Raw genomic sequence first — 13293 nt, 5'->3', positions numbered from 1 at the left:
AAACGGTGGTTCTGGAGCATACGCTCAAGGGCCGCCGCTTTTTTTGTGTCTTTTTGTAGAAAGACACGTATCCATTTTAATGAAGGGACTGAACAGGGATATGGCGAAAAAAACGAAACTACGTGTAGCCGTCGAAGAGAACGAGACGATTGGTGCTTGTTTGGATCGTATCGATGCCATGGGATACCGCCCGACGGTCCGACGAGAAGAACCGATCTTTGGATTAGACGCTAATGGCGAACCGTATCCAATTCGTCAACAAATCGTCTTCGATTGTAAAGTGAAAGAGAATGAGTAACTGCCTAGAGCATCCTCCGATTCATGTGGAGGGTGCTCTTTTCGTTCTTGATTCCATGTGATGCCTTTCAAGAAAATAAACTCCGAATGGACAATCGATGAAATCAGAAAAACCGCTTTTAAAACCGAACGATAAATTTTCAGATAATTAAATTGTTCGCCTTTGGTTGACGCCTTGGGATGGACTTGTTAAGATGAAGTCGTGACAGGATGATTGAATATAAACACCTCGTATAATAGCAGGGATATGGCTTGCAAGTTTCTACCCAACGACCCTAAATCGTTGGACTATGGGGTATATGGATGTTCGTCGATATTTCTTTGGCGTACCTTTTTATACCCTAAGCCACCCTTTTAGCCGTGGTTTGGGCTTTTTTTATGCACAAAGGAGGAAACAGCGATGGGAAATGTAGAAGTCGGCGTCATCATGGGAAGTCAATCGGATTGGGAAACGATGAAACATACATGCGATGTGTTGGAGCAACTTGAGATTCCGTATGAAAAAAAAGTCGTCTCCGCACACCGGACACCGGATCTGATGTTTCGTTATGCTGAATCAGCACGTGAACGAGGACTGAAGGTCATCATTGCCGGTGCAGGCGGTGCCGCTCATCTACCAGGCATGGTCGCCGCTAAAACGACATTACCCGTCATCGGTGTTCCTGTGAAGAGTAAAGCGCTCCAAGGAATTGATTCCTTGCTCTCGATTGTTCAAATGCCAGGTGGTGTACCGGTTGCAACAGTCGCGATTGGAGAAGCAGGCGCAAAAAACGCTGGATTGCTAGCCGCTCAAATTCTGTCGATTCAAGATGAACGACTTGCCCGTAAGCTCGATCATATGCGTGTCGAACTCGAAGGGGACGTCATTGCATCTGGAGGGAACCTACTATGAAGCGAATCGGAATATTAGGTGGAGGTCAACTCGGTCGAATGATGGCACTGTCCGCCCGTGAGATGGGCTTTGAGATTCTGACGCTTGATCCAACAGACAACGCACCGTGTGCGCAAGTGGCGGATCAACACATTCAGGCAGCTTTCACGGATATTGAAGCAGCGAAGCAACTTACAGCTGAATCGGATGTCGTCACCTACGAATTCGAGAATATCTCAACGGAAGTCGCTGAAGCGATCGGAACGAAACTGATTCACGGAACGAATCTCCTCTTTCAAACGCAACATCGAGTTCGAGAAAAAGAGATGATTGAACGCATCGGGCATTCCGTCGCTCCATACTATCCGGTGACAGATCCTGCTGACTTAGAGGAAGCGAAGCAACGACTCGGATTACCGTTCGTCTTGAAGACAGCACGATTCGGATACGACGGAAAAGGACAGACCGTCATTCGGACGGAAGAACAGTTCCAAGCGGCAATCGAACGATTCGAACCGACAGAGTATGTCGCGGAGCAGTGGTTACCGTTTGATCAGGAAATTTCCGTCATTGTGACGCGAAGCGCAACAGAAACACGCGTCTTCCCAGTCAGTGAGAACATTCATCGGGAAAATATCTTGCATCTATCGATCGTACCGGCTCGCATTTCCGAATCGCTCGAACAAGAAGCAATTGCGCTCGCTGAATCGATCGCGGATGCTGTCGGGTTGATCGGTACACTCGCCATCGAGTTGTTCGTCGTCGGTTCTAGACTAATCGTCAATGAACTAGCACCCCGACCACACAATTCGGGTCACTATTCAATCGATGCTTGCGAAACATCCCAATTCGAGCAACATATCCGTGCCATCAGTGGTCTCCCACTCGGTGATACCCGTCTGACGACACCGGTCGTCATGGCGAACATCCTGGGTCAGCATGTCACAGCATTATACGAGGAACTACCGAGACTAAGCGCTCGGACGAAAGTTCACTTATATGGAAAAGCAGAAGCCAAGACAGGTCGCAAGATGGGACATTTAAACATCCTTGCGGACACGGTCGACGATGCTTTGGCAGAAGTCGAACGCCTGTCGATATGGAAGGAGACAGTTCAATGATCGAACGGTATACACGTCCTGAGATGAAAGCGATCTGGACCGAACAAAACAAATTCGAGGCTTGGTTAAAAGTCGAGATTCTTGCGTGTGAAGCATGGAGTGAACTAGGAGTTATCCCGAAAGAGGACGTTCAATTACTTTGGGACAATGCCTCTTTTGATGTCAACCGGATCCTTGAAATCGAACAAGAGACACGTCATGATGTCATCGCCTTTACGCGTGCTGTCTCTGAGACACTCGGAGAAGAACGTAAATGGGTTCATTACGGACTAACGTCAACGGACGTCGTCGATACAGCACTCTCATATCTGTTGAAGCAAGCAAATGACATTCTTGCTGCAGACCTCGATCGATTCATCGACATCTTAAAGGTCAAAGCGAACGAACATAAATATACGGTCATGATGGGACGAACGCATGGCGTACATGCAGAACCGACGACGTTCGGTCTGAAACTAGCGCTTTGGTACGAAGAGATGAAACGAAACAAAGTCCGCTTCGAAGCAGCACGTGAGACGGTCGAATACGGCAAGATGTCAGGAGCCGTCGGAACATTCGCGAATATCGATCCGTTTATTGAAAAATACGTCTGCGAAAAGTTAGGAACGAAACCAGCTCCAGTTTCCACACAGACGTTACAACGTGATCGTCATGCACACTATATGTCGACGCTTGCTCTGATCGCGACATCGATCGAAAAAATGGCAACGGAGATCCGCGGTCTACAAAAGACGGAAACGCGTGAAGTCGAAGAATTCTTCGCTAAAGGTCAAAAAGGATCATCGGCGATGCCGCACAAGCGGAATCCGATCGGCTCTGAGAACATGACAGGTCTTGCCCGAGTCATCCGTGGACACATGGTGACGGCGTACGAGAACGTCTCACTCTGGCACGAACGGGATATCTCGCACTCTTCGGCAGAACGCATCATTCTTCCGGACGCAACAGGACTGCTCAACTACATGTTGAACCGTTTCGGAAACATCGTGAAGAACTTGACGGTCTTCCCGGACAACATGAAGCGGAACATGGACCGGACGTTTGGGGTCATCTTCTCTGGACATGTCTTACTCGCTTTAATCGAAAAAGGCTGGTCGCGTGAAGCAGCGTATGATTTCGTTCAACCGCGTGCGATGCAGGCGTGGGAAGAACAAATCATGTTCCGTGACTTATTGTGGCAAGAACAGGAAATTCAACAGCTGTTCACAGAAGAAGAGCTCGATGCGTGTTTCGATCCGACGTACCATACGAGTCGTGTCGATGAAATTTTTGAACGGTGTGGCTTGAACTAATCAACCTGAGACGGGGCATTTGCCCCGTCTACATCTTAGGATCATGGGGGACGAAAGCGATGCAACCACTTTATGAAGGAAAAGCAAAACGATTGTACACGACGCAGGAGCAGGATGTGCTCCGGATCGTCTATAAAGACGAGGCCACGGCATTCAACGGCGAGAAAAAAGAAGTATTTGCTGGAAAAGGCGAATTGAACAACCGATTGACGAGTCATTTCTTTGAAATCCTCGAACAAGCGGGCATTCCGACACATTTCATTGAGCGTGTCTCGGAGCGCGAACAGCTCGTACGTCGTGTCACTATCATTCCACTCGAAGTCGTCGTCCGGAACGTCGTCGCAGGAAGCTTGAGTAAACGGCTCGGTATCGAAGAAGGTACGGTGCTCGAAACACCAATCGTTGAGTTCTACTATAAAGATGATACGTTAGGCGATCCACTCGTCACCTCATCGCACATCAATTTACTGAAGATTGCGACTTCTGAGGAGCTAGAAGAGCTGTCGAACAAAGCACTTCGCGTGAATGAAGTCTTGCAACCTTACTTCCGTCAAAACGGAATCACGTTGATTGATTTTAAATTGGAATACGGCAAGACGGCAGATGGAACGATTCTACTGGCTGATGAGATCTCACCTGATACATGCCGCCTGTGGGATCAGGAAACTGGAGAACATCTCGATAAAGATGTCTTCCGACGCAATATCGGTTCACTGACAGAGACTTACCAAACACTATTCAATCGCCTAGGGGGAAACACACAATGAAAAAAGTCATCGTATCGATCGCATTACGGGAAAGCATTTTAGATCCACAAGGAGTTGCTGTAAAAGGCGGATTGCAACAGCTTGGTTTTACGGGTGTCGAGAGTGTTCGAATCGGAAAACAGATTGAACTGCTCGTTGAAACGGAAACGACAGAAGCGATGATTCATGAGATGTGTCAAAAACTACTCGTTAACACGGTGATGGAAGATTATCAGATTACGATCGAAGAGGTGACGCCAGCATGAAGTTCGCGGTCATCGTCTTTCCGGGATCGAACTGTGATTTAGATATGTACCATGCGGTTAAGGATGCGCTCGGAGAAGAAGCCGAATACGTCTTCCATACCGAAACATCACTTAAAGGCTACGATGGTGTCCTGTTACCAGGTGGATTTTCCTACGGAGATTACCTTCGTTGCGGGGCAATCGCACGCTTCTCACCGATTATGGAAGAGGTCAAACGTTTTGCAACAGAAGGAAAAACCGTCCTCGGTGTCTGTAACGGATTCCAGATTCTTGTCGAAGCGGGACTCTTACCAGGTGTCTTGCATCGAAATAACGGTTTGAAGTTCATGTGTCGGACGGTCGAACTGAAGGTTGAAAACACGAAGACACGGTTTACATCAGATTATCTGCCAGGCGAGACGATCTCGATTCCAATCGCACATGGCGAAGGAAACTACTACTGCGACGATGCGACTTACGCGATGCTCCAAACGAACGGGCAAATCGCCTTCACATATGTCGATAATCCGAACGGTTCGCGCGGCGATATCGCCGGGATCACGAATAAAGCTGGCAATGTTCTTGGGATGATGCCACACCCAGAACGAGCAGTCGAGCTATTGACTGGCGGAACAGATGGATTGAAACTCTTTACTTCACTCGTCAAACAGGGGGCACACCATGCTAAAACAACAGTCTGAACCAACACCAGAATTGATTCAAGAGCAACGCGTTTATGCCACGATGGGATTAAGTGATACGGAATACCAGATGGTCGTCGATTTACTCGGACGCCAACCGAACTATACGGAAACAGGATTGTTTTCGGTCATGTGGTCTGAGCATTGTTCATACAAGACATCTAAACCCGTCCTCCGTCAATTCCCGACGACTGGACCACGTGTCTTACAGGGACCGGGTGAAGGGGCAGGAGTCGTTGATATCGGTGATGAGCAGGCTGTCGTCTTTAAGATTGAAAGCCACAACCATCCATCCGCTGTTGAACCGTACCAAGGTGCTGCAACAGGCGTCGGCGGTATCATTCGTGACATCTTCTCGATGGGTGCGCGCCCAGTTGCGCTCATGAACTCGCTCCGCTTCGGTCATCTCGGTACACCACGTGTTAATCAACTGTTCGAACAAGTTGTTGCAGGGATCGCGGGGTATGGCAACTGTGTCGGTATTCCAACGATCGGTGGCGAAATCGGATTTGATCGTTCGTATGAAGGAAATCCACTCGTCAATGCGATGTGTATCGGTTTGATCAACCATGCCGATATTCAAAAAGGTCAGGCAAAAGGTGTCGGGAACTCAGTCATGTACGTCGGTGCAGCGACTGGGCGCGATGGTATTCATGGTGCGACATTTGCCTCGGAAGATCTCGGAGAAGATACGGAAGCAAAACGTCCAGCTGTTCAAGTCGGCGATCCGTTCATGGAGAAGCTATTGATTGAAGCTTGTCTTGAGATCGTTGGTCATCCAGCACTGGTCGGGATGCAGGATATGGGCGCTGCTGGACTAACATCTTCTTCAGCAGAGATGGCTTCAAAAGCAGGCATGGGCATCGAGATGCACCTCGATGACGTCCCGCAACGGGAGACAGGGATGACAGCCTACGAAATGATGCTCTCAGAATCACAAGAGCGAATGTTACTCGTCGTCAAACGGGGGCGCGAAGCAGAGATTGAAGCAATCGTCAGCAAATGGGGGCTCCATGCCGTTCACGTCGGAGAAGTCATTGAAGAGAAAGTCTTACGGTTGATCCATCATGGGGATATCGTGGCGGAAGTTCCGGTTGACGCGTTAGCGGAAGAAGCACCAGTCTATGAAAAACCATCTCGCGTGCCTGCGTATTATGAAGAATTTCAAGCGATGGAAGAGACACTTCCAGTCGTCGAGGACATTGTTGAGACATGGCGAGCACTACTCCGTCAGCCGACGATCGCTTCAAAACGCTGGGTCTACGATCAGTACGATCATATGGTCCAGACATCGACGGTCGTCGCACCGGGATCAGATGCAGCCGTCATCCGTGTCCGTGGTACGAACAAGGCACTCGCCATGACGACCGACTGCAACAGTCGCTTCGTCTACTTGGATCCATATGTCGGTGGACAGATCGCCGTTGCAGAAGCAGCTCGTAATATCGTCGCGAGTGGGGCGACACCACTTGCCATCACGGATTGCCTGAACTTCGGAAATCCGGATAAACCAGAAGGCTTCTGGCAGTTGCAGCAAGCAACAGCCGGTATGGCAGAAGCATGTCGTGTCCTTGAGACACCTGTTATCGGTGGAAACGTCTCGCTCTACAATGAGTCAGCTGGTCAAGCGGTTCACCCGACACCGGTCGTCGGAATGGTTGGATTACACGAGCAAACCGAATGGATCACAACGCAACACGTCAAACAAGCAGGTGACCAGATTTATCTGTTAGGTGAAACAACAGCCGAGTTTGGTGGTAGTGAGCTTCAATATATGCAATTCGGTAAATCATTCGGTCGCGCACCACAAATCGATTTAGCAGTCGAACATGCACGCTTACAAGTGTTACAACAAGCAGTACAAGCAGGTGAAGTCAATGCGATGCATGATGTATCAGAAGGTGGTCTCGCAATCGCCCTCGCTGAGATGACGTTTGGAACGAACTTTGGGTTGAAGGTTCAGTTTGATGGACCAACGTTACATCTGTTCAGTGAATCGCAATCACGTTTCGTCGTCACTGTGCCACAAACGCACGTTGCAGCATTCGAACAACGGACCGGTGCTCAAGCGATCGGTGTCGTCACGAACGATGAGCTTCTTGTCATCGAAACGGCAGAGACACGGATCGAAGCAGACCGTTCGACCTTACAGGGAGACTGGGAAGGAGCAATCGCGTGTTATATGACATCAAAGGACTAAATGAGGAGTGTGGCGTCTTCGGGATCTTCGGACAACCGAATGCAGCGCAACTCGCTTACTACGGCTTGCATAGTTTGCAACACCGGGGACAGGAAGGGGCAGGCATCGTCACGAGTGACGGCGACGACCTCTTCCCGCACCGCGGGCAAGGACTGGTGACGGAAGTCTTTTCGGAAGAGATACTGACGAATCTTAAAGGACATCATGCGATCGGACATGTCCGATATTCGACAGCAGGTGGAAACACACTTGAGAATACCCAACCGCTGCATTTCAAGTCGCGGACGGGAGATCTCGCTCTCGCACACAACGGGAACCTCGTCAACGCGGATTCACTGAAGCATCTACTCGAAGCAGAAGGTGCAATCTTTCAGACGACGAGCGATACGGAAGTCGTCGCCCATCTCGTCAAACGCAGTAAGCTCGACACACTTGAAGACCGGATTGCCGACAGTCTCGCGCGTCTTGTCGGGGCATTTGCCTTCCTCTTTTTAACGGAAGATACGTTATTCGTGGCGGTTGATCCACACGGACTGCGTCCACTGTCACTCGGGAAGACACCGGACGGCGGCATCGTATTTGCGTCAGAGACATGTGCCTTTGATATCGTCGGTGCAGAGTTCATTCGTGATATCGAGCCGGGGGAGCTCGTGACGATCACAGAACACGGCATGTCGTCTCGTCAATACATGCAACCACGCGAACGAGCGATGTGTTCGATGGAATACATCTACTTCTCACGTCCAGATTCAATCATTGATGGCGTCAACGTCCATACGGCCCGGAAAGCACTCGGGAAAAAGATGTATGAAGAAGCACCGGTCGAAGCAGACGTCGTTACAGGGGTACCGGATTCCAGTATCTCGGCAGCGATCGGTTACGCGGAAGCGAGTGGTATTCCGTATGAAATGGGATTGATCAAGAATCGTTATGTCGGACGGACGTTCATCCAGCCGTCACAGGAGTTACGGGAACGTGGGGTCAAAATGAAGTTGTCTGCGTTACGCGGTGTCGTACAAGGGAAGCGTGTCATCATGGTCGATGATTCGATCGTCCGAGGAACAACGAGTCGCCGCATCGTCGGTTTATTACGTGAAGCCGGTGCAACGGAAGTTCATGTCCGTATCACGGCACCACCGATTACGAATCCATGTTATTACGGGATTGATACATCGTCAAAAGACGAGTTGATCTCTGCACGGTTGATGCCGGAAGAAATCCGTCAAGAAATCGGTGCTGATTCACTTGAATTCCTAACTGTACCGGGTATGGTCGATGCAATCGACCGCCCGTTCGATGGACCATTAAAAGGACAATGTACCGCTTGCTTCACAGGAGAGTATCCGACACCGCTCGGTTCGCTCGAGTTAGAAGCTAAACTTTGATAGATGGGGGAAGAACATGAGCAAACATTACGAAGCAGCAGGTGTGAGTCTGACGGCAGGATATGAGTCCGTCACTCGAATGAAAAAACACGTCGCCCGTTCGATGCGCAAAGAAGTATTAACGGGACTCGGTAGCTTTGGTGCGATGTTCGACCTCAGCCAATTGCAGTTGAAAGAACCGGTCCTCGTCAGTGGGACAGACGGGGTCGGTACGAAACTCAAGCTTGCCTTCGCACTCGAACAACACGATACGATCGGGATCGACTGTGTTGCGATGTGTGTGAACGATATCATCGTCCAAGGTGCAGAACCACTTTATTTCCTCGACTACATCGCGCTCGGTCAGGCGATTCCAGCGAAGATCGAACGGATCGTCGCCGGTGTTGCTGAAGGATGTGTCCAAGCGGGCTGTACGTTGATTGGTGGTGAGACGGCAGAAATGCCAGGGATGTATGCGGATGGCGAATACGACATCGCTGGTTTTGCCGTCGGTGCCGTCGAGAAGCAAAAATTGATTACCGGTGACAAGGTCGCAGCAGGCGATGTCATTCTCGGTCTTGCTTCGTCCGGTGTCCATTCGAACGGCTTTTCACTTGTCCGTAAAATTGTCGCCGAGAGTGGCCTTAGCTACGAAGATGAAGTCATGATGCTCGGTCATACACTTGGTAATGCGCTTCTCATGCCGACACGTATCTACGTCGAAGCGGTCAAAGCTGCCCTTGAGACGGAAAAGATTCAAGCGATGGTCCATATTACAGGTGGCGGTTTCTACGAAAACGTACCACGCGTCTTGCCAGAGGGTCTTGGTGCATCGTTTGATCCGAAAAAGTGGCCGACGTTACCGGTCTTCGACTGGCTCGAGCAAGCAGGTGATCTGCCACGACATGACATGTATAATGTCTTCAACATGGGGATTGGTTTCATGTTGATCGTCAAACCGGAAGATGTCGCGGAAGTAACAGCACGCCTCGCTCGTGAAAATGAGACGGCGTACGTGATTGGTCACGTGACCGATCAAGAAGGTGTCCGGATTCAAGGGGTCGACGCATGAAGATCGCCTGTTTTGCATCAGGAAGCGGTAGTAATGTCGAAGCACTTTTTGAAGCAATCGAGGCAGGGACGTTACATGCCTCGATCGAACTAATCGTCTGCGACCAACCGGACGCAACAGTCATCGAGCGAGCAAAACGACGTGGATGTGACATCTTCGTCTTTCGAGCAAAGGACTATCCGGATAAACCGAGCTTTGAGCGGGAGATCATCGCTCGTCTTGAAGCAAAAGGTGTTGAACGGATCATCCTTGCCGGGTACATGCGTTTGATCGGGGAAGAGTTGCTCGGACGATACGCAGGGCGAATCGTCAACATTCATCCGTCGCTGCTTCCGGCGTTCCCGGGAAAAGATGCGATCGGACAAGCGTTTCGTGGCGGAGTTAAAATCACAGGTGTTACAATTCATATAGTCGATGAAGGAATGGACACAGGACCCATCATGGCTCAAGAAGCCGTTCGGATTACAGAAGAGATGACGCGTGAAACGTTGCAACAAGCGATTCAGCGTGTCGAACATAGACTGTATCCGCAAGTCATCGAAGAGTGGATGAAAGAGGAGGCAAACGTATGAGAGCGTTAATTAGTGTGTCGGATAAAACAGGGATCGTCGAACTAGGACGAGCGTTTCATGAAGCAGGGATCGAGCTTGTCTCGACAGGCGGAACACATCAAGCATTAGAGGAAGCTGGGCTTCCGGTCATTGGTATCAGTGAAGTCACACAATTCCCAGAGATGCTCGATGGACGTGTCAAGACACTTCATCCGATGGTCCACGGTGGACTACTTGGTCGTCGTGATCTTGAATCCCATCGCGAACAGATGGCTGCGCAACAGATTCAACCAATTGATTTCGTCGTCGTCAATTTGTATCCGTTCAAGCAGACAGTTTTACAAGAAGACGTTGCTTATGCGGATGCGATTGAGAACATCGATATCGGTGGTCCAAGCATGTTGCGATCTGCAGCGAAGAACCACGCGGCTGTGACGGTCGTCGTCGATCCAGCTGATTACGAAACAGTCGTTGCTGAGGTTCGTGAAGGTGGAACAACGTTTGAGACACGCCAACGTCTTGCAGCGAAAGCCTTCCGTCATACAGCGGCGTACGATGCGTTGATCGCGGATTATTTCTTGACGCAAACAGGCGAGAAGTTCCCGGACCAGTTGACGATCACGCTTGAGAAAGTCCAGGATCTCCGTTACGGAGAAAATCCACACCAAGAAGCAGCCTTTTATAAAACACCAATTTATCGTGGGGCTTCCCTCGCTTCAGCGAAACAGTTGCATGGTAAAGAGTTGTCGTATAACAACATCCAAGATGCGAACGCTGCACTCGAAATTCTCGACGAGTTCCGCGAAGCAGCAGCCGTCGTCGTCAAACACATGAACCCGTGTGGTGTTGCCGTCGGTCCAACGATCGGAGAGGCATTCCGTCGCGCGCATGCAGCCGATCCGGTTTCAATTTTCGGAGGCATCGTCGCCTTGAACCGTGAAGTCGACCTAGAGACAGCAGAACAACTAAGCGGTATCTTCCTTGAGATCATCATTGCCCCGTCCTTCACGGAAGAAGCCTTCGCCTTATTGTCAGCGAAAAAGAACATTCGTCTACTTGAACTTGACGTCAAACGTGTCCAAGCGATCCGCTATACAGCAGTTGCCGGCGGTATGCTCGTCCAAGACAGTGACGATGAGACATTAGATGATGCAGCAGCACGTGTCGTGACAGACCGCAAACCGACAGCAGCGGAATGGGAAGACTTGAAACTCGCATGGCGCGCTGTCAAACACGTCAAGTCGAATGCGATCGTTCTCGCGAAAGACGAAGTAACGGTCGGCGTTGGTGCAGGACAGATGAACCGTGTTGGTTCAGCGAACATCGCGATTACGCAAGCCGGAGAAAAAGCAGTTGGCGCGTCCCTTGCTTCCGATGCCTTCTTCCCAATGGGCGATACGGTCGAAGCGGCAGCAGCAGCTGGCATTACAGCAATCATTCAACCAGGCGGCTCGATTCGCGATCAAGAGTCGATCGATGCGTGTAACCAACACGGCATCACGATGGTCTTTACGAACGTTCGACATTTCAAACACTAAGCGGAGGCGATTTGAATGAAGGTATTGGTGATTGGTAAAGGAGGGCGTGAACACGCGCTCGTCTGGAAGCTGGCACAGGATGAACGGATCGAGACAGTGTATGCTGCGCCTGGGAATGCCGGGATGACACAAGCTACATGTGTTCCGATCGCCGAAAATGCCATCGATGAACTCGTGGCGTTCGCACAAGACGAACAGATTGATTGGACGATCGTCGGACCAGAAGGACCACTCGTTCTCGGGGTCGTTAACGCCTTTCAGGCAGCGGGACTGCAGGTTTTCGGACCGACACGGGAAGCTGCGGCAATCGAGGGAAGTAAGCAGTTCGCGAAAGAATTGATGGCGCGTGCCGGTATTCCGACCGCTGCTCACGCCGTCTTTACTTCAGCAGCAGAGGCAGAAGCGTATGTTCGCAAAGCGGGTGCACCGATTGTCATCAAAGCCGACGGACTCGCTGCCGGAAAAGGGGTCACGGTCGCAGAAACTGTGGACCAGGCACTTGCAGCGATCCACGATACGTTTGCCGGGGAATATGGGCAGCAAAGCCGCGTCGTCATCGAAGAGTGTTTGGTCGGGGAAGAGTGTTCGTTGATGGCGTTCGTCCACGAAGAGACGGTCATTCCGATGGTATTGTCGCAAGATCATAAACGGGCATTTGACGGTGACTTAGGTCCGAACACAGGAGGAATGGGCGCGTATTCACCGTTACCTCAGTGGGACGAGGCAGCGTTGACGACAGAAGCTGTTGATCGCATCATACAGCCGCTCGTCGATCAGATGGCAAGCGAAGGAATACCGTTCACTGGCTTCCTCTATGCCGGTCTGATGTTGACGAAACAAGGACCGTTCGTCATCGAGTTCAATGCTCGGTTCGGTGATCCGGAGACGGAAGTCATTCTCCCACGCTTAGAGACACCGTTACTTGATGTCATCAGACCACTGATGGACGGACAGACACCAGAAGTCGTTTGGACGGACCAAGCAGCTGTCGGTGTCGTCGTCGCTGCAGAAGGATATCCAGAAGCGCCAAAAACGGGACAAATGATTCCACTCGATCAGATCGGGGATGACCTTCTCGTTTTTCATGCCGGAACAGCAGAACAATCCGGTCAACTTGTCTCAGCCGGTGGACGTGTCCTCGTCTGTGTCAGTCGTGCAGAGACGATCGAGCAAGCGGTCGAACAGGTCTATGCGAACTTACCAGACGTGACGCATCAGCCATTCTTTTACCGAACTGATATCGCTCAAAAAGCCTTTCGTGCCTCACATGAATCATGATAGTTGAACCAGACGCA

13 protein-coding genes and 1 riboswitch are annotated in these 13293 nt (G+C 50.5%); all 13 genes read left to right on the top strand.

Features of this window, described 5'->3' with window-relative positions; all coding sequences use genetic code 11:
- Window positions 1–100: 100 nt before the first annotated feature.
- The 13 genes from Q7C19_RS14890 to purD all read left to right on the top strand — a co-directional run bounded on the left by Q7C19_RS14890 (window position 101) and on the right by purD (window position 13276).
- On the top strand, window positions 101–298 hold the full coding sequence (locus Q7C19_RS14890; RefSeq protein WP_023467064.1) for an NETI motif-containing protein: 198 nt from the start codon (window positions 101–103) through the stop codon (window positions 296–298).
- Between the two features lie 208 nt (window positions 299–506).
- A riboswitch (purine riboswitch) is annotated at window positions 507–608 on the top strand.
- A gap of 89 nt (window positions 609–697) precedes the next feature.
- A complete protein-coding gene (gene purE, locus Q7C19_RS14885; protein WP_290754229.1) occupies window positions 698–1189 on the top strand; it encodes a 5-(carboxyamino)imidazole ribonucleotide mutase in 492 nt (163 codons plus the stop codon).
- Window positions 1186–2289 (top strand): 5-(carboxyamino)imidazole ribonucleotide synthase, encoded by a 1104-nt coding sequence (purK, locus tag Q7C19_RS14880; protein ID WP_290788107.1) that lies wholly within the window; start codon window positions 1186–1188, stop codon window positions 2287–2289. The genes purE and purK overlap by 4 nt, the downstream gene beginning before the upstream one ends.
- A complete protein-coding gene (gene purB / locus Q7C19_RS14875) occupies window positions 2286–3581 on the top strand; it encodes an adenylosuccinate lyase (RefSeq protein ID WP_290782666.1) in 1296 nt (431 codons plus the stop codon). The genes purK and purB overlap by 4 nt, the downstream gene beginning before the upstream one ends.
- 59 nt (window positions 3582–3640) lie before the next feature.
- Window positions 3641–4348, top strand: coding sequence for a phosphoribosylaminoimidazolesuccinocarboxamide synthase (purC, locus tag Q7C19_RS14870; RefSeq protein ID WP_313491343.1), 708 nt, complete (start codon window positions 3641–3643; stop codon window positions 4346–4348).
- Window positions 4345–4593 (top strand): phosphoribosylformylglycinamidine synthase subunit PurS, encoded by a 249-nt coding sequence (gene purS / locus Q7C19_RS14865; protein WP_023467069.1) that lies wholly within the window; start codon window positions 4345–4347, stop codon window positions 4591–4593. The genes purC and purS overlap by 4 nt, the downstream gene beginning before the upstream one ends.
- A complete protein-coding gene (purQ, locus tag Q7C19_RS14860; protein ID WP_313491345.1) occupies window positions 4590–5273 on the top strand; it encodes a phosphoribosylformylglycinamidine synthase subunit PurQ in 684 nt (227 codons plus the stop codon). Before purS ends, purQ begins: the two co-directional genes overlap by 4 nt.
- On the top strand, window positions 5254–7473 hold the full coding sequence (gene purL, locus Q7C19_RS14855) for a phosphoribosylformylglycinamidine synthase subunit PurL (RefSeq protein ID WP_056063388.1): 2220 nt from the start codon (window positions 5254–5256) through the stop codon (window positions 7471–7473). The genes purQ and purL overlap by 20 nt, the downstream gene beginning before the upstream one ends.
- A complete protein-coding gene (gene purF / locus Q7C19_RS14850) occupies window positions 7449–8858 on the top strand; it encodes an amidophosphoribosyltransferase (RefSeq protein ID WP_290754221.1) in 1410 nt (469 codons plus the stop codon). Before purL ends, purF begins: the two co-directional genes overlap by 25 nt.
- A 16-nt stretch (window positions 8859–8874) precedes the next feature.
- Window positions 8875–9909 carry a phosphoribosylformylglycinamidine cyclo-ligase gene (gene purM, locus Q7C19_RS14845; RefSeq protein ID WP_035412289.1) on the top strand — a complete coding sequence of 345 codons (1035 nt, stop codon included), beginning with the start codon at window positions 8875–8877 and terminating at the stop codon, window positions 9907–9909.
- Window positions 9906–10481 (top strand): phosphoribosylglycinamide formyltransferase, encoded by a 576-nt coding sequence (purN, locus tag Q7C19_RS14840; protein WP_056063393.1) that lies wholly within the window; start codon window positions 9906–9908, stop codon window positions 10479–10481. Before purM ends, purN begins: the two co-directional genes overlap by 4 nt.
- Window positions 10478–11998, top strand: a complete 1521-nt coding sequence (gene purH, locus Q7C19_RS14835; protein WP_375092390.1) for a bifunctional phosphoribosylaminoimidazolecarboxamide formyltransferase/IMP cyclohydrolase — start codon at window positions 10478–10480, stop codon at window positions 11996–11998. Before purN ends, purH begins: the two co-directional genes overlap by 4 nt.
- 15 nt (window positions 11999–12013) lie before the next feature.
- Window positions 12014–13276 (top strand): phosphoribosylamine--glycine ligase, encoded by a 1263-nt coding sequence (gene purD / locus Q7C19_RS14830; RefSeq protein ID WP_214856360.1) that lies wholly within the window; start codon window positions 12014–12016, stop codon window positions 13274–13276.
- Window positions 13277–13293 lie beyond the last annotated feature (17 nt).

It is taken from the genome of Exiguobacterium sp. PHA03 (assembly GCF_041945985.1).
Lineage (GTDB): Bacteria > Bacillota > Bacilli > Exiguobacteriales > Exiguobacteriaceae > Exiguobacterium_A.
The sequence above is the reverse complement of the archived record's forward strand: the minus strand, read 5'-3'. Positions and strand labels throughout refer to the sequence as shown.